The following is a 15482-nucleotide window of genomic DNA, read 5'->3' as shown; positions in this document are numbered from 1 at the left end:
GAGGACGCACTATGAACGCCCAAAAAAAGCCGATAGATATTCTCAAACCTCTCTATGATTCATCGTCGTTTGCAAGCGTGTTGCCCGACATCTACCATGCAGACGGCATGATTTTCGCGGTTGCGTCTGCGCCGGAAATTCCTATGCCAGAGCAATGGATGCCGTGGTTAGTTCAGCAGTCTTCAGGTGTGCTGGTTGATAGTGATGTAGACGTTATTGCTGATGCGCTTATGAATACACTTCGAAGCCATTTACAGCATATGAGAGATGAACAGTCCTCTTGGCCTTTTACTACAGTTAATCTGAGTGATAACGCGTCTACGAACACAGCACTTTCTTGTTGGCTTAAAGGTTTATTAACGGCGCATCAGCAGCTTGAAGATGTGTGGCAACGGGCATGGCAGAACGTTACTCAGCAGCCGTTATCAATCGAGCCGCCCGAGAAGCGGTTAACGCGGTGTTTAAAGTTGTTTTCTACTGTAGCTGATGAAGCATTGGCATTACGACAACGAAATGATGAACAGGCAAAAGTACTTAAAGAAAATTTGCCCGCATTAAGAAAACAGGTGTCGCCATTATTGTCAGATTACGTGGCGCTCGCTGGCGAACTTGCGCAATCACTACCTAATCAATTTGAAATGTTTTCATCACTTGATAGCTAACGCTCTTATTCATAAGTAATGTTTATTAACGGTGGCGATTTTGCTGTTGGCGTCGGGAAACCGCTTGTTTCATTGATGCAGTGTAAGCATCTAAATCCGCTTTTGCCTTATCGTAAGCATCCGATAATTCAGTCGCTTCAGGGTGTTGCATGAGTGCTTGAAAGGCAACATCGGTTTCGTGCAATAATACTTTCAAGTGCTGGTTACCAATGTCTATCGTCTTTTCTTCCATGAATTGAGTCCTGTCGTGTTAATCCGTGACACCAGAGATGTGTCAGCGCAATAGCGTCGCTGACACACTATCCAACTTACCTGCTTTTTGTTTTTTTACAAGGGTTTAACAACCGCTAAGCATACAATTGCTAATATCAATAGCACGGGCGCTTCGTTCAATATGCGGTAAAAACGAGGCGTGTGACGATTTTCATCTCTTGCAAACTGTTTCATCAACTTAAATAAATAGAAGTGATAGCCATAAATGGCAAGCAAAAGTAAAAATTTTATATGTAACCAGCCCGACATTTTAAACCAGGTAGCCCCATAACTGATAATAAGTGCTATTCCAAAAGCAAGGGTAAGAAACGCAAAGGGTGTGACAAACCACCATAATCGCCGCTCCATCACTTTAAATTCGTCTTTTACAACTTGAGACGTTGTCGTTGCGTGATAAACGAATAGGCGAGGAAGATAAAAGATACCGGCCATCCACGCGAGCATAAAAAACAGGTGAAGTGCCTTAAACCATAAGATGTACATATTAGTATTGTGCCTTTTGTAAAAAGCTTTGCAAAATATTCCAGGTGACGACGCCAATAATGTCATTCAGTTCTTGATCATAGATATAAACTGCACCTGACCGTGTGTTTTTGAGAAGTTCGTAGACCTCATGCAGTGTTGATTGTGCACTAATGCCTTCCATCTCGTGATAACTTAATGGTTGAGCATCATGCTCTAAACTCACATTGTATTGGACCAGACGATGTTGCACATCTATTTCAAATTTTGAGCGCTGCACAACAATCGTGGTTGGGTTTTTGGATAAAAAGTCTTTTAATGCCGCATTAGGGGCATCATGGAATAGCTTATATTCGGTGCTCATCGCCGCAAGCACCCCTGTTTTTTCTAACGACTCTCTAATAGAGGAAATTGCGTAGGGCAAGTTTTGATAATCTAACTGCCTTATGAAAATAGAGCGGTTACCAAAAAACTGTGTTGAAGTAACATAGGCTGGCACAATAACAAGCATGGCGGGCAAAATGATTTGTGGGCTATACGATAATTCCATTACCGCCGACAATGCAGCAAGGGGAGCGTGGAGAACCGCCGTGAGCATGCCGGCAATGCCAAGCAATGCAAAGCTGCTGGTAAAATCAGGCAGGTCGAAGAAATAAGCTAAAGGTAAAAGAAGCACCGCCCCTGCAAGCATGCCTATCACCATCACCGGACCAATAATGCCGCCAGGCACTCCGAGTCCAATCGCACATACTGCTAGCACAACTTTAAATACTAAAACGGCACACAGTAACCACGTACTTGGGCTGCTTAGAAAGAATGACTCTACGTCGGAAAAGTTTGCGCCTAACGCTTGTGGAAGAAGCGTACCGACGGTGCCGGTGATGATGGCCGCGAGGATCAATCGCCATATCATTGATACCGGGCGAAAAAATGTCATCACTCGCATCAATTGGTTGTTAAAAAGTGTAGCTAGCATTCCCAACAGCACGCCAAAAACAATAAGGTATAGGTACATCCACTCGCTAAATGCGTTAAAGGAAAGGAACGACAATTCGTTCACTTCACCGAATACCATTCTGGTGAGAACCGAGCCACATGCGGCGGCTAGCATGATAGGAACAAAAATGTGTATCTTGTATTCTCTTAACACCACTTCCATCACAAAAATCACCGCTGCAAAGGGGGTGTTAAATGATGCCGAAATACCGGCTGCAATACCGCAGCCAGCTAATATACGAATGCTGTTGTAGGGCAGTTTAAGCCACTGTCCGATAAGGCTACTGCTTGATGCACCTAAATGTACCGACGGCCCCTCTCTACCTACAACAAAACCGCCTGCTAGGGCTAACATGCCTCCAAAAAATTGATTGATAGTGGTTCTAAAAGGGATATACCCATAAAAATACTTAATGCGGTGGATAACGAAGGGAATGCCCATTCGGTAATGTTTGAAACCAGTAAAATAGGCAATAATCAGGATAAAACTTACGCTAGCAAGCGGGAGTAAAAATAAGACCGGCCAGTCTGCATAAAAATAGCGTTTTAATGTATCGATGCCCGAGGATTGCAACCACTCTACGCATAGCCGAAAGAGTATAATAATAAGCGCTGCACTCACACCACCGACAATGCCAAGTAAGCAAAGCTGTATGGACGTTCGAGGGTGAGCCACTTCTTGTCGTAAAGATTGCAAGCGCATGATGTGATAAAGTAGTACGAGTAATATTCAAAGCTTAACACAAACACTTGCATTTCATAATGTTAAGAAGACATGGATTTAGCATTCAAAACACTAAAAAGCGCATATGACTACAGATGAACTAAAAGCCCGACTTGGAAATTATAAGTGGTCGTTATTGACGGTCTGCATCATGTTGTTAATGGTAATTTTCGGTTATCAGTTGGCACGTTACATAGATGAAGGTCATGCGCGGACTGTCACAGCACAAAAAGAAACTATTTCACTCTTGCTCAATGAGAACGACAAACTTCTCACTCAGACGAATCAACGAGATATTGCATTAGCCATAGCCAGTGAGGAAAAACAAATTATCGTTGGTGAATTAGCGGCGCTTAAAAGCGAACAAGACAGGTTGAAAGAGCAAGTTGCGTTTTACGAGCGGGTAATTGCGCCGGAAAATACGCAAGATGGGTTTCTCGTTGATGATATTGAAGTCTTTAACACACAAAGAGATAACACTTATCAATTGCGCTTTGTGTTACTGCAAGAGCGCTTAACCAAAGCGGTTATCAAAGGGACGTTGAACATAAGTGTATCTGGATTTATTGACGATAAGCCGATTACCGTAGGGACAGATGATGATACATTTTTAGCATCCCCGTTGGCGTATCGGTTTAAATACTTTCAGAACGAAAATGTGACGTTTTCATTGCCCGAAAATATGAAAGCTGAGTCAATCGTATTTACCACTACGGTTTATCAATATAAACGGCGACTTGGCGAGTATACAAAGTCGATAGCGTGGGCAGAAGCCGTTACAAATAACGACGAAAGCACACAAGCGCCATAAATCGTGACGTGGAGTCACTAGATAAATCCAATAGGGCAAAAAGGAAGCGAGTGATGACAAAAGGTTTTCGCACAGAGCAAGATAGCATGGGAAATATAGAGGTGCCGATCGGCGCGCTCTACGGTTCACAAACCCAACGTGCTATTAATAACTTTCCTGTCAGCGGTATGTGCATGCCTCGCCGATTTATCGAAGCATTGGTTTTGATAAAAAAAGCCGCAGCGAAAGCGAATAGTGAGCTTGGTGCCATTGAGGAGAAAGCAAGCGAAGCGATTGTGAATGCCTGTGAACAACTCGTAGACGACCCTTCGTTGTTGGATCATTTTCCTGTTGATGTGTTCCAAACCGGTTCAGGCACAAGCACTAACATGAATGCTAACGAAGTCATTGCCACGCTAGCCAATAGAGATGCAGACACGCCTATTCATCCTAATGACCACGTTAATTATGGTCAAAGCTCTAATGACGTTATTCCCACGACTATTCATGTAAGTGCAGCGATAGCGCTAATTGAGAACCTTTTGCCTGCGTTAGACGCATTAATTACTATTATTGATGTGAAAGCAGCCACCCTCACTCACGTGTGTAAAACAGGCAGAACCCATTTAATGGATGCGATGCCGATTACCCTGTCACAAAGCTTGTCTGGCTGGTCATCTCAGCTGCGTCAACAGCAAAGGCTTTTAACGCAGTTTATACCGGTCATTACTGCCATTGCACAAGGGGGCACTGCAGTGGGGACGGGGATCAATGCCCCTGCCGGTTTTGCGTCGGCCTTTTCTCGTCAACTCTCAACATTAACGGGAATTTCTTTTTCTCCTGCTGATAATTTTTTCTCTCATATCGCCTCTCAAGATTCGGCGGTTTCACTGTCTGGCTTAGTTAAGTCACTGGCGGTTACGTTGATGAAGATAGCAAACGACTTGCGTTGGATGAATTCAGGTCCTTTATCCGGATTGGGAGAGATAGCATTACCCGCTGTTCAACCTGGTTCGTCAATTATGCCCGGAAAAGTTAACCCCGTTATTCCTGAATCGGTTGCGATGGCGGCTGCCCAAGTCATAGGAAATGATGCTGCAATCACCGTGGGTGGGCAATCAGGGAATTTTGAACTTAATGTCATGTTACCCATGATTGCCAATAATTTACTTCAGAGTATTACCCTTATGACCAATAGCATGAAAATACTCGGTGATAGCGCCATAAAGGACTTTGTGGTTCAAGAGGATGTGCTTAAAAACGCATTGCGTAAAAATCCTATCTTGGTAACAGCGCTTAACCCTATTATAGGGTATGCGCGCGCTGCTGAAATTGCCAAAAAAGCCTACAAAGAAGCGCGCTCTGTCATCGATGTGGCGTCTGAAATGACCGATATACCCCGAGACGAGCTTGTTCAGTTGCTTGACCCCGTAAAATTGGCCATGAATAACGCTGAGTGAAACATGTTGAGATCGTCAGTGAAAAGGCAAAATGTGTATGAAGTGGTTGATTTGTGAACGGTTGTTGCTGATTTTATAGGTTATTTGTTGCCGTTAAAGTGGAATTTGTTAGAGTGCTACGCTTGCTAAAGAGCCCGCTTTAGGGGCATTGGCGCTAAACAAACCCTCAGGAACAATAAATGACAGACACGTGCTTTCGCATGAAAGGAACCACGCTAACCAGCATAGTGTTAGAGGTGGTAAGTTTTGACCCAGATATATTTACTTCACAGTTAGAACACAAAGTGGCAACCGCCCCTCAGTTTTTCAAACGCTCCTCTCTCATCATACAGTTGAATGTATCTTTGTCGGCAACCGAGTTCGAGCTATTAGTGGCAATATGTAAACGCTTGGCACTTCAACCGATGGCGGTTCGCGGTAACGTAGAAGGCCTTAAAACCACTATAAATGACTTGGGTTTGGCTGATGTGAGTCAAAGTAAATTTAGTGAAACTTCACTTGGCAATAATCGAAGTGAAAATACGCAGCAAGATGAGGCAGAAGGCATGTCGACAAAAGCTAGTGCTGTCGCTGCTACCGTGTCTCAGACTGCGTTAAAACCGGCAAAAGTGATCACTAGACCCGTTCGTTCAGGGCAGCAAGTTTATGCAGATGGGTGCGATTTAATTGTGGCCGCGACCGTCAGTGAGGGAGCTGAAGTGTTAGCTGACGGCAATATTCATATTTACGGTACGTTGAGAGGGCGGGCACTCGCCGGCGTGAAGGGAAATACTCACGCCCGCGTATTTTGTCAGTCTCTTGACGCCGAACTCATTTCCATTGCAGGACAATTCATTATGCATGAAACCGTAAAGGCATCATGTTGGAAAATGCCTGCGCATATCTTTTTAGAAGACGATACGCTTCGCATTGAGCCTCTTGCTCAGCGATAAGCGTCTATCATTAGGAATTCAGCAATAATGGCAAAAATAATAGTTGTAACGTCGGGTAAAGGGGGCGTGGGTAAAACCACCTCTAGTGCAGCCATCAGTACCGGTCTAGCGTTAAGCGGTAAGAAGACGGTAGTGATCGATTTTGATGTAGGCTTAAGAAACCTCGATTTAATTATGGGCTGCGAACGAAGAGTGGTCTATGATTTTGTTAATGTCATCAATAAAGAAGCCACACTGAAGCAGGCACTTATAAAAGATAAACGTACAGACAACCTGTTTATCTTGCCTGCCTCGCAAACCAGAGATAAAGACGCGCTTACCATTGATGGGGTGCAAGCGGTTCTTGATGAACTTAAAGAAGACTTTGACTTTATTATCTGTGATTCACCAGCAGGTATTGAGCAAGGTGCGCAAATGGCGCTGTATTTTGCTGATGAAGCCATTGTGGTAACCAACCCTGAAGTATCGTCGGTACGAGATTCTGACCGCATATTGGGTATTTTACAGAGTAAGTCGAAGCGTGCAGAGCAAGGTCATGTCGTAAAAGAACACTTGTTGCTTACTCGCTATAACCCATCTCGAGTGGAAAGTGCTGAAATGCTTAGTGTTGAAGACGTTGAGGAAATTCTTGCTATCCCGTTATTGGGCGTAATTCCTGAATCTGAATCGGTATTAAAAGCGTCTAACCAAGGTTTACCTGTCATTTTAGATGAACACGCGAATGCGGGACAAGCCTACAATGATGCCGTGAAGCGTTTACTGGGTGAAACGGTTGAACATCGCTTCTTAGAAGTAGAGAAAAAAGGCTTCTTCAAACGGTTTTTAGGAGGTAAATAATGGGTATTTTCGATCTGCTGAAGAAAAAGCAAAAGCCAAGTACTGCTGCAGTAGCGAAAGAGCGTCTTCAGATTATTGTTGCTCATGAGCGTCGAAAGCGAACTGAACCTGATTATTTGCCAATGATGCAGCAGGAAATCATTCAGGTCATTCGCAAGTATGTCAGTATTGCAGATGACCAAGTGTCTGTGCAACTAGACAACAGCGACGATTGCAGCGTACTCGAACTCAACGTGACATTGCCAGAATCTTAATCTATCGGCATGTTATCGCTTTAGGGCGTTTATTTGTGATTCAATAAATGCCACTTTTTCCTCGTAATTTAACTCTTCATATAACGCCAGAAACTGGCGTTATACTTCTCCAGATTGTCTTCACTTAATTATAATGTCTGTTGTTACGTAACCTTGTATTACACTAAAGATGTATCTGAATAAATGATCTACTACACTACAATCGGAAATGAAAAAGTATGAATTAACTAGGCTGCTATGTAAATCAACTAGGCGAGTTATGGCAAACACTACACTACAAGACGAATTAAATGTGTTGCGAAGGCGGCTTGCAAGAGAAAAGCAGGCGAGAGAAGCAGCAGAGAGTTTGTTAGATGATTATGCAAAAAAATCGTTTCTTGCTAACGAAAATCTTCGTAAAGCGGTTGAAGATGCCAGCGCGAAACAAGAAGAAATTGAATTCTTCGTTAAGTCTGCCGCGGAACTACAGAAAACTCAAAGTAGTCTCGCGTTAGTAGAGTCTTTGCTGAAATTGTGTGTCGACTTTACTGACGCCGCTTTTGGCACATGCTATTTTTGCCAGCATGGCGAAATAGTAAGAAGCGGGGCGACTTATGGCGACCCAACTGGGTTTGAAGTTTCCGAAACCGTTGCTCAGTGCCTCTCTACAACTGAAGAACAAATTCTGAATTCATGGTGCGTACAAGATCTCGATATTGCCAACAAGCAAGAAAACGTGTGGTTCTTATCGTCAAATTTTCAGTACGATAATGACACGATAGGTTGGTTGGTTTTTTTCATTGAAACGCAGTTCATTAATGAAGAAAAATTGTACATACTTGATAGCCATTTAGCGCATTTGCGGACAGGGCTAGAAAGCATGTATGAGGGGGCTGTCGGTGGCAATAATGCAGCATCGAAAGCCCTCGAAAAAGAACTTAATCAAACAAAAAAACAGCTTGCTGCCGCTGACAGAATGTCTTCATTAGGTTTTTTGGCCAGCGGTGTTGCACACGAAATCAATAACCCCCTTGCGTTTATTGCATCTAACAATCGTTATTTGCAACGCACACTGATGACGCTCGTTTCATCACTGAAAGACCTTCTGATGAGTTCGTCAGACTCGGCAACGATTGATGCGCTACAACAAATCGACTTGCCCAAGCTTGAGCAAGATGTATTTGAAGTGTTAGACGACAATATGCATGGTTTGAACCGGTTAAGTGGCATCAGCGATAACCTAAGAACCTTTATTCACACTGGCGATAAAGGCTTCGTGAAACTGAATCTCAATCGGTGTGTTGAACGCGCTGTTAAAATGGCATCATTTTCAAAGAAGAGTCAAAATTTAGTAACGGTTAATCTTCTTGAAGGCGAACCTGAAGTGTTTGGAAACGAAGGAGAAATTGAGCAAGTACTGCTCAATATATTTATTAATGCCCTTCAGGCGATAGGTGATGGTGGAAGTGTTGAAGTAACGTTAATAAATGATGCAGATACATTTAGCGTGAAGATAAGAGACGATGGCCCTGGCATAAGTGAAGCAAATTTAGAAAAGATATTCTCTCCATTTTTTACTACAAAAGTGGTGGGAGAGGGTACCGGTTTGGGGCTTGCCATATCTAAAAATATCATTGATGCTCACAACGGTGCGCTATTGGTTGATTCGGTGGTGGGCGTTGGCACTTGCTTTAGTATCGTGCTGCCTAAATCAGACGACGTAAAGGATTAAAGGGAACAGAATATGGCAGATAAGTTAGAGGTATTACTAGTAGATGACGAGGTCCAAGTACAGCGAGCGTTGAGACGTACGCTTGACTCTATTATCTCTGCCAATATCGACACCGCCAGCAGTGGTGAAGAAGGGCTCGAAAAATGTCATGACAAAAGCTATGACATCATCATCAGCGATTTGACCATGACGGGTATGGAAGGCACTGAGTTTTTAAGGCAGGTATCAGAGTTTGCACCCGAAACCATACGCATTATGCTGACCGCTCATGGTGACGTTGATCATGTACTAGACGCCGTGAACGAAGCCAAGGTGTGGAGCTATCTACAAAAACCATGGGACGACAAGCGTTTAGAAATGGTGATTGATCAGGCTGTGAGTATGCGTAAAGTGCTGGTGGAACGTAGCATGCTTAAAACGGCATTACTGGCTGCGCAAAGTAAGCGCAAGCGGGTAGTAGAGGGCTTTATTGGTGAATCAAGAGCACTTCAGAGCGCTTATGCCGTAATTGAAAAAGCGGCGCCTAGTAATGCATCTGTTTTCATAACGGGTGAAAGCGGTGTTGGTAAAGAGGTTGCAGCCCAGGCAATACATAACTTAAGTAAGCGAAAATTAGACAACTTTGTTGCGCTAAACTGTGCAGCGATACCGTCTGAACTCATGGAGTCTGAAATATTTGGCCATGTTAAAGGTGCTTTCTCTGGCGCAGTGACACACAGAGATGGCGCGGCATCACTTGCGGACAACGGCACATTATTTCTAGACGAATTGGGCGAGATGGATATGGGGTTGCAGGCTAAAATTTTGCGCTTCATACAAACCGGCACGATTCAGCGAGTGGGGTCGGGAAAAGTTGAAAAAGTTAATGTACGCTTTATTGCCGCAACCAATCGGGACCCTTATGACGCGATTAAAGATGGGCGTTTAAGGGAGGATTTATTCTACCGATTAAATGTAATAGCGCTTCAGCTTCCCCCTTTACGAGAGCGAGGGGATGATGTTTTGCTTTTGGCTAACCACTTTATGCGCTGCTTTATGGAAGAGGAGCAAAAGATGTTTGCTGGCTTTACCGAAGATGCGAAATCAGTACTGCGTAAATTTTCATGGCCGGGCAATGTAAGGCAACTACAAAACCTTATTCATAGCTGCGTGGTAATGAATGACGGCCCACTTTTATCGGGCGCGATGCTTGCCTCGCAGTTGCCAAAGCTACAAGAAAAGATAGCGTCTTTAGTGCCGTCTGTAGATGAAAAACAACACGACATTCCCTTCACAAATAGTATAGATGAGATACCAACCTCTGAGGCATCCATTGAATCTTTGGCGGATATCGAGCGAAAAGCTATTCAAAGTGCAATCGCGTATTACGAAGACAATGTCGTTAAAGCCGCAAGTGCCCTTGGCGTTAGCCCCTCAACACTCTATCGTAAAATTCAGCAATGGTGATTATTGTTCACGCTAATCATTCTTTGGGAATAGTTCGGCCTTACATTCCGTATTTGGTATGCAGCAATGCTTACACGTGAAAGTGACGTATTGCGTACCATTTCTATGAGACAGTAAATGAAGAAAACGAATCAAGACCAACATCCGGTTGATGATCCCGCCGTAAAAAGCTTGCTTAAGCGTATGGACCCGAACATTGCGAATAGCTTTACGATAGAGCAATTGGTTGCGCTGCGACGCGTGGTGGGATTGCGAGGAGGAAGACTGCATAGCGTTGATGTTAGGGCCACGGTTAAACTGCCTTTTTTGCCATGGAGCTTTTATGCGGTATTCGTTGCGGGTAAAAACAGACGTGACTTGTCGCAGGGCGAAAAAAATATTGCGGTTGGTATGTTCTTGTTAATCATTACGCTGTCACTGCTAATCGTCTGCCTCATTGGCTTGCTGGTGGTGTACCTACTCAAGTCTTGGTTGGGCATTAATATATTTGAGTCTTTCTCTTTAGGAATATGGGACTGGTTTAAAAACTTATATTGACCTACTACTTCACGAGCCCACGCGCCACGTGTTATGCGTGGCTTTTAGCATTTTGCTAGAGTGCTTTATCTTATGTTTTTCTAGTTTACGATAATGCTTCTCGAGTGAATCAATATGAGAATCATATTGAGAAAAAGCGAAAAACCCTCTCCTTTTATTCCCTAACCTTATGATATTAAACAATAAAAAACATGGCACGCCCCTTGCTTATTCATGTGAGAAGCTTATTTTCTACAAACGATGTATGCCAGATATGTGATTTTTAAAGCAGGCTGGCGCTAAGAGAGGAATTATGAATAACCACATTGTTGACCAGCGAATTATTGGTTCAATTCACAAAGGTATGCCACTGATTGTTCAAAAGCTTACCGCATTATTTATTCTACTTCTGCTCTCTCCTCTGTTAGCGGTGGTGTGTATTCTTTTGAAATTGGAAAGTAAAGGGCCATTATTTTTTACCCAACATCGCGTGGGAGAGCATGGGCGGCAATTTCACTGTTACAAGCTTCGCTCTATGTATACGCCTGATAGTATTCAGTGGAAAATTGCGGCTAGTATGAAGAGTGACCGAGAAGGTATCTGCCAAAAAATGTACAACGACCCTCGGATTACCCGCGTTGGAAGAGTAATAAGAAAGCTATCTATCGATGAACTGCCGCAACTGTTCAATGTGATAAATGGCGATATGGTGCTCGTTGGTCCTCGCCCCCATCTAACGACGGAATATATGCAATATGCGTCAAATGTCTTACCGCGACTTAATTGCAAGCCTGGTGTGACGGGTCTCTGGCAAGTTTCTGGCCGCGCAGACACCACGTTTGAAGAGCAACTTGCATTAGACAAAGAATATATAGAAAAACAAAGCTGGTGGTTCGACATAAAAATTTTGGTAGCAACTGTTCCTGCGGTGCTTACAGGAAGAGGTGCTTACTAAGCAACGTCTTTATTTATTAACGCTTCTCCTAGCGTTTTACTATAACCCTCTCCTTTGGCGCTATGTTGCAATACTAGCGCCTTTTTTTTGGCTAGCCCAATTGAGCAACATGTGTAAAGGCCAGAAGATCATCTCCAACGTCTTTCCAATAAGGTCCAGCAATGCGGCTCTTTGGTTGCCCATCACTCTCACCCAAATCCGCATTGAGCTCATGTCTTACTTTCTCGCTATGCAAATGTATTTACCTTCTATCTTAAATGAGAATTCATTTTGCAAAACACATTGCAAACTGCGATAGAGAGTTTTTAAGAAGGTGTATTTTAATCTAAATTGTTGATTTTAATCGATTTTAAGTGTTGGCATTAAGTTTGCTTAGTAATAGGTAACAAGTCACTTTGTAGTATGAAAATAGGATGTCCTGATGAAAAGATTGATTGAAATTAAAACATGTTCATATGCTTCTTCGCATATCAACGACCAATTTTTTCTTGTGGATACCCTTGTTAGCGCAAGCTCGCCACTATCACAGACTTTACCCTTAACGGCAGCGCAATTTTCTCATCTAGAGGCCACATTATGAAAACTATTTCACTATCAGTCATTATTCCACTTCGCAATAACGCTCAGCACATCGAAAGAGCAATAAAGAGCGTGCAACAGCAATACGTGAGTGTTGATGAGATTATTGTTGTCGATGACGGTTCAACCGATGGAAGCGTAAATCAAGTGCTCGCGCTCGATGTTCCTAACTTGACGTTGATTGAGCAAGTTAATCAGGGGCTATTTGCTGCAAAAAATAACGGTGCGGAAGCGGCGCGTAATGATTTAGTTGTATTTTTAAACCCGAACGATGAATGGCTGCCCTTCTTTACTCACGAGATTCAGCATTTGATAAATGCGTTTCCCAATCGCTCATGTTATGCATCTCGATATCAATGGATAACGGCTAGCGGCGCGCCAGTAGATGCTGGTGTGAAGTTAAGTAATGTTAATCCTGAGGGGTATGAAATGAATAACTTCTTTGCTGTTGCTGCAAAAGGAGACCTTCCGTTCACCTTATCATCTTTTGTGATTGAAAAATCTCACTTCGAGACATTAGGCGGATTCGTGACTAAAAATCCTGCCGAAGATGAATGTGAATTTTTTGCTCGAGTCGCGCTTAAAGGTAACATTGTCTACAGCCCAAACATTCACTTGCATCAGCATTTAACTGCAAAGGACGTGCTGAACGTGAATGTTCCTCGTCAGCTGCGCCTATCTACGTATCGTCATTTAAACCAAGTGAAACAGTCAGCCCATGAAACGAGTGACATTGTTGACTATTACGCCAATATTTTACTCTCAACGGCTAAGCAAAATATTTTGTGTTCGAATTTTTCCACCGCGCTTCAATTACTCAGTTTACCCCTTTGTAAACGCCGTTATTTGCGCAGCACCACATTGCGTTGCTGTGTGCGTTTACTCCAATTAAAAAATGCTTTCTCTCACTCTATGGCATTCGTTAAGAAGGATCTACTTTCATGAAGCTCAACGCAATTATGACGGTAAAAAATGAAGTTGATATTGTTGAAGAAACATTGCTAAACGCAATGAAGTTTTGTCATAAAATTTACATTTACGATAACAACTCAAACGATGGTACATGGGAAGTACTTAATGAAATGGCGGCACGCTTTAACGACCTAGTTATCGTCGGTCAAACTGACGAATCTCAGAAAGGTCTGCTATGCAATAGAATTTATAACCGCTATCACAGCGAATATGCCGCTGATGACTGGTGGTACCTTCTTGGCGCGGATGAGCTGCTTGCAGAGTCGCCCATTAAGGCATTGAAACGCGCTAGTGCAGCCCTCAAAAACACAATGAACGTATGGCACGCTCAATTTTATTTCACCGATGTCGATTATGAAAACTATGAAAGCGAAGATAGAAAAAAGCCGATTTCTCAACGTCGTCGCTATTATGCGCTGAATGGGAAGTCGCCTCGTTTTTTTTGCAACGAACCTACTAAAAAATGGCCCGAAAACGTTGTAAATGAAATCCCGTCCTGGGCAAGCGATGTCTATGCAGAATCACCTATTTCTAGACGCTTTTGCCAGCGGACACCAGAGCAAATGCAAAGTAGCGCGAAAGGGCGGAAACAGAAAATGCTCAGCACTATTTTCAATAAACAGAGGTTTACGGTGAATTACACAAAAGCTCGCACACTCTATTTCTATAGCGATAACGGGGAGTTTAAATTTAGTAGCTCAGCGCTAGTGAAGTGTTACCTGAAAAAAGCGGGCAGCTTTCTCCAAAATCTTTACAACACGTTGTTAAAAAAGTGGAACAGCGATACTAAAAAACTGCCGGCACAGTCGAAAACGTTTTAGAGGATAGAGTTATGCAATCTTTAAGTGAAAACACCAAACGTAGTGTGCTGATTGTCGATGACGACTCTCTCTTTAGGTCTACACTCGTTGGAATGTTATCGGATACATTTACGTGCTTTGAAGTTGATAGTGGGCAAAAAGCGGTCGATTTTTGTAGGCGTCTTCAGCAACCTGATGTCATATTGATGGACTACAATATGCCAAAAGTGAGCGGGGCTGATGCGTGTAAAAGGTTACAAAATATTGCCCAGTTAAAGCATGTTCCGGTTGTATTTCTTACTGCTGAAAATGATCCAGAGTTACAACATCGATGCTGGCAAGCTGGCGCATCAGATTTTGTCGTCAAGCCTGTGGTGTCCGAAGCATTGAAGCATAGGTTAATACATCAAATTCAGGTAAAGCAGCGAGAAACGCATTTAGAGAATTTGGCATGCACAGACCCGCTTACGGGGGTGTATAACCGAGAGTATCTTAAACAGCATATTCCTCCTTTAATACGTGAATTGAATAGAGAGCATAGGTCGTTGTCAGTGCTTATGATCGATATCGATGACTTTAAAAAATACAACGATAACTACGGGCATATAGAGGGTGATAGGGTATTAAAGAAGGTCGCGCATAGGCTAAAGCAAGTTGTTAACCGTCCTTTTGACAATGTCATACGGTACGGAGGGGAAGAGTTTATCGTGGTATTGCCCCGCACTAACCTCGAGGGGGCGAAGTTAATAGCACATAAAATGTCAAGAGCGGTAGAACGTTTATTGATTGAAAACAACTACTCTCCGTGCGGGAGAGTGACAGTGAGTATTGGTGTCGCCGCGTCTAAAGAGCATGCTACGTTGGATTTTGTTGATATAGTCAAAAAGGCTGACAAAGCGATGTATAAAGCTAAAGTATCTGGAAAAAACAATGTGGTAGCAGATACTGATTTAAGTATGAAAACATCGCGTTACGCCATGGTAGGAGGAAGTTTAAGGGCTATTTAAAAAATCATCAGTATTAATTTCTTTTAATGGTGTTGAAAAAACAATAAGAAATTTAATGACGACCTCGAAATTCTCAGATTTGTTGCATATGCTAGTGAGTAGTGTT

At 43.0% G+C, this 15482-nt stretch carries 16 protein-coding genes; 13 read left to right on the top strand and 3 right to left on the bottom strand.

What is annotated here, in order from left to right; genetic code table 11:
• Nucleotides 1-11 precede the first annotated feature (11 nt).
• The gene (locus tag AC27EZ_RS05685; protein WP_487134397.1) at nucleotides 12-662 is read left to right on the top strand and encodes a UPF0149 family protein; all 651 of its coding nucleotides are present in this window, start codon (nucleotides 12-14) and stop codon (nucleotides 660-662) included.
• A gap of 25 nt (nucleotides 663-687) precedes the next feature.
• Here AC27EZ_RS05685 and AC27EZ_RS05680 read toward each other — a convergent pair whose 3' ends face one another.
• From AC27EZ_RS05680 to AC27EZ_RS05670, 3 genes are all read right to left on the bottom strand, one after another.
• On the bottom strand, nucleotides 688-894 hold the full coding sequence (locus tag AC27EZ_RS05680) for a hypothetical protein (protein WP_487134396.1): 207 nt from the start codon (nucleotides 892-894) through the stop codon (nucleotides 688-690).
• A 95-nt stretch (nucleotides 895-989) separates the two neighbouring features.
• Nucleotides 990-1418 (bottom strand): CopD family protein, encoded by a 429-nt coding sequence (locus AC27EZ_RS05675; protein WP_487134395.1) that lies wholly within the window; start codon nucleotides 1416-1418, stop codon nucleotides 990-992.
• Nucleotide 1419: 1 nt separating this feature from the next.
• A complete protein-coding gene (locus tag AC27EZ_RS05670; protein ID WP_487134394.1) occupies nucleotides 1420-3096 on the bottom strand; it encodes a chloride channel protein in 1677 nt (558 codons plus the stop codon).
• A gap of 106 nt (nucleotides 3097-3202) precedes the next feature.
• Between AC27EZ_RS05670 and AC27EZ_RS05665 the strand changes: the two genes are divergently transcribed.
• From AC27EZ_RS05665 to AC27EZ_RS05610, 12 genes are all read left to right on the top strand, one after another.
• Nucleotides 3203-3928 carry a DUF6776 family protein gene (locus tag AC27EZ_RS05665; RefSeq protein WP_487134393.1) on the top strand — a complete coding sequence of 242 codons (726 nt, stop codon included), beginning with the start codon at nucleotides 3203-3205 and terminating at the stop codon, nucleotides 3926-3928.
• Nucleotides 3929-3981: 53 nt separating this feature from the next.
• Nucleotides 3982-5367: a class II fumarate hydratase gene (locus AC27EZ_RS05660; protein WP_487134392.1), complete on the top strand. Its 1386-nt coding sequence runs from the start codon at nucleotides 3982-3984 to the stop codon at nucleotides 5365-5367.
• A gap of 179 nt (nucleotides 5368-5546) precedes the next feature.
• Nucleotides 5547-6299, top strand: a complete 753-nt coding sequence (gene minC, locus AC27EZ_RS05655) for a septum site-determining protein MinC (protein WP_487134391.1) — start codon at nucleotides 5547-5549, stop codon at nucleotides 6297-6299.
• A gap of 27 nt (nucleotides 6300-6326) precedes the next feature.
• Complete coding sequence (gene minD, locus AC27EZ_RS05650) at nucleotides 6327-7136, top strand: septum site-determining protein MinD (protein ID WP_487134390.1); 810 nt, start codon at nucleotides 6327-6329, stop codon at nucleotides 7134-7136.
• The gene (minE, locus tag AC27EZ_RS05645) at nucleotides 7136-7390 is read left to right on the top strand and encodes a cell division topological specificity factor MinE (RefSeq protein ID WP_487134389.1); all 255 of its coding nucleotides are present in this window, start codon (nucleotides 7136-7138) and stop codon (nucleotides 7388-7390) included. The genes minD and minE overlap by 1 nt, the downstream gene beginning before the upstream one ends.
• Before the next feature lie 259 nt (nucleotides 7391-7649).
• Nucleotides 7650-9101, top strand: coding sequence for a sensor histidine kinase (locus AC27EZ_RS05640; RefSeq protein WP_487134388.1), 1452 nt, complete (start codon nucleotides 7650-7652; stop codon nucleotides 9099-9101).
• Between the two features lie 12 nt (nucleotides 9102-9113).
• Nucleotides 9114-10547, top strand: coding sequence for a sigma-54-dependent transcriptional regulator (locus AC27EZ_RS05635; RefSeq protein ID WP_487134387.1), 1434 nt, complete (start codon nucleotides 9114-9116; stop codon nucleotides 10545-10547).
• A gap of 117 nt (nucleotides 10548-10664) precedes the next feature.
• On the top strand, nucleotides 10665-11084 hold the full coding sequence (locus AC27EZ_RS05630) for a hypothetical protein (RefSeq protein ID WP_487134386.1): 420 nt from the start codon (nucleotides 10665-10667) through the stop codon (nucleotides 11082-11084).
• 292 nt (nucleotides 11085-11376) lie between these two features.
• Nucleotides 11377-12018, top strand: coding sequence for a sugar transferase (locus tag AC27EZ_RS05625; RefSeq protein ID WP_487134385.1), 642 nt, complete (start codon nucleotides 11377-11379; stop codon nucleotides 12016-12018).
• A gap of 576 nt (nucleotides 12019-12594) precedes the next feature.
• On the top strand, nucleotides 12595-13542 hold the full coding sequence (locus tag AC27EZ_RS05620) for a glycosyltransferase family 2 protein (protein ID WP_487134384.1): 948 nt from the start codon (nucleotides 12595-12597) through the stop codon (nucleotides 13540-13542).
• Complete coding sequence (locus AC27EZ_RS05615; RefSeq protein WP_487134383.1) at nucleotides 13539-14390, top strand: glycosyltransferase family 2 protein; 852 nt, start codon at nucleotides 13539-13541, stop codon at nucleotides 14388-14390. The genes AC27EZ_RS05620 and AC27EZ_RS05615 overlap by 4 nt, the downstream gene beginning before the upstream one ends.
• A gap of 11 nt (nucleotides 14391-14401) precedes the next feature.
• On the top strand, nucleotides 14402-15376 hold the full coding sequence (locus tag AC27EZ_RS05610; RefSeq protein ID WP_487134382.1) for a GGDEF domain-containing response regulator: 975 nt from the start codon (nucleotides 14402-14404) through the stop codon (nucleotides 15374-15376).
• The last annotated feature ends 106 nt before the right edge of the window (nucleotides 15377-15482 follow it).

The sequence above is a fragment of the Alteromonas sp. 4NH20-0056 genome (assembly GCF_057539655.1).
Note: the sequence above shows the minus strand (reverse complement) of the source record. Positions and strands in the feature narration are given on the sequence as shown.

Coding starts and splice junctions, on each gene's coding strand:
- AC27EZ_RS05685 (WP_487134397.1), top strand. CDS start 12: ATGAACGCCCAAAAAAAGCCGATAGATATTCTCAAACCTCTCTATGAT.
- AC27EZ_RS05680 (WP_487134396.1), bottom strand. CDS start 894: ATGGAAGAAAAGACGATAGACATTGGTAACCAGCACTTGAAAGTATTA.
- AC27EZ_RS05675 (WP_487134395.1), bottom strand. CDS start 1,418: ATGTACATCTTATGGTTTAAGGCACTTCACCTGTTTTTTATGCTCGCG.
- AC27EZ_RS05670 (WP_487134394.1), bottom strand. CDS start 3,096: ATGCGCTTGCAATCTTTACGACAAGAAGTGGCTCACCCTCGAACGTCC.
- AC27EZ_RS05665 (WP_487134393.1), top strand. CDS start 3,203: ATGACTACAGATGAACTAAAAGCCCGACTTGGAAATTATAAGTGGTCG.
- AC27EZ_RS05660 (WP_487134392.1), top strand. CDS start 3,982: ATGACAAAAGGTTTTCGCACAGAGCAAGATAGCATGGGAAATATAGAG.
- minC (WP_487134391.1), top strand. CDS start 5,547: ATGACAGACACGTGCTTTCGCATGAAAGGAACCACGCTAACCAGCATA.
- minD (WP_487134390.1), top strand. CDS start 6,327: ATGGCAAAAATAATAGTTGTAACGTCGGGTAAAGGGGGCGTGGGTAAA.
- minE (WP_487134389.1), top strand. CDS start 7,136: ATGGGTATTTTCGATCTGCTGAAGAAAAAGCAAAAGCCAAGTACTGCT.
- AC27EZ_RS05640 (WP_487134388.1), top strand. CDS start 7,650: ATGGCAAACACTACACTACAAGACGAATTAAATGTGTTGCGAAGGCGG.
- AC27EZ_RS05635 (WP_487134387.1), top strand. CDS start 9,114: ATGGCAGATAAGTTAGAGGTATTACTAGTAGATGACGAGGTCCAAGTA.
- AC27EZ_RS05630 (WP_487134386.1), top strand. CDS start 10,665: ATGAAGAAAACGAATCAAGACCAACATCCGGTTGATGATCCCGCCGTA.
- AC27EZ_RS05625 (WP_487134385.1), top strand. CDS start 11,377: ATGAATAACCACATTGTTGACCAGCGAATTATTGGTTCAATTCACAAA.
- AC27EZ_RS05620 (WP_487134384.1), top strand. CDS start 12,595: ATGAAAACTATTTCACTATCAGTCATTATTCCACTTCGCAATAACGCT.
- AC27EZ_RS05615 (WP_487134383.1), top strand. CDS start 13,539: ATGAAGCTCAACGCAATTATGACGGTAAAAAATGAAGTTGATATTGTT.
- AC27EZ_RS05610 (WP_487134382.1), top strand. CDS start 14,402: ATGCAATCTTTAAGTGAAAACACCAAACGTAGTGTGCTGATTGTCGAT.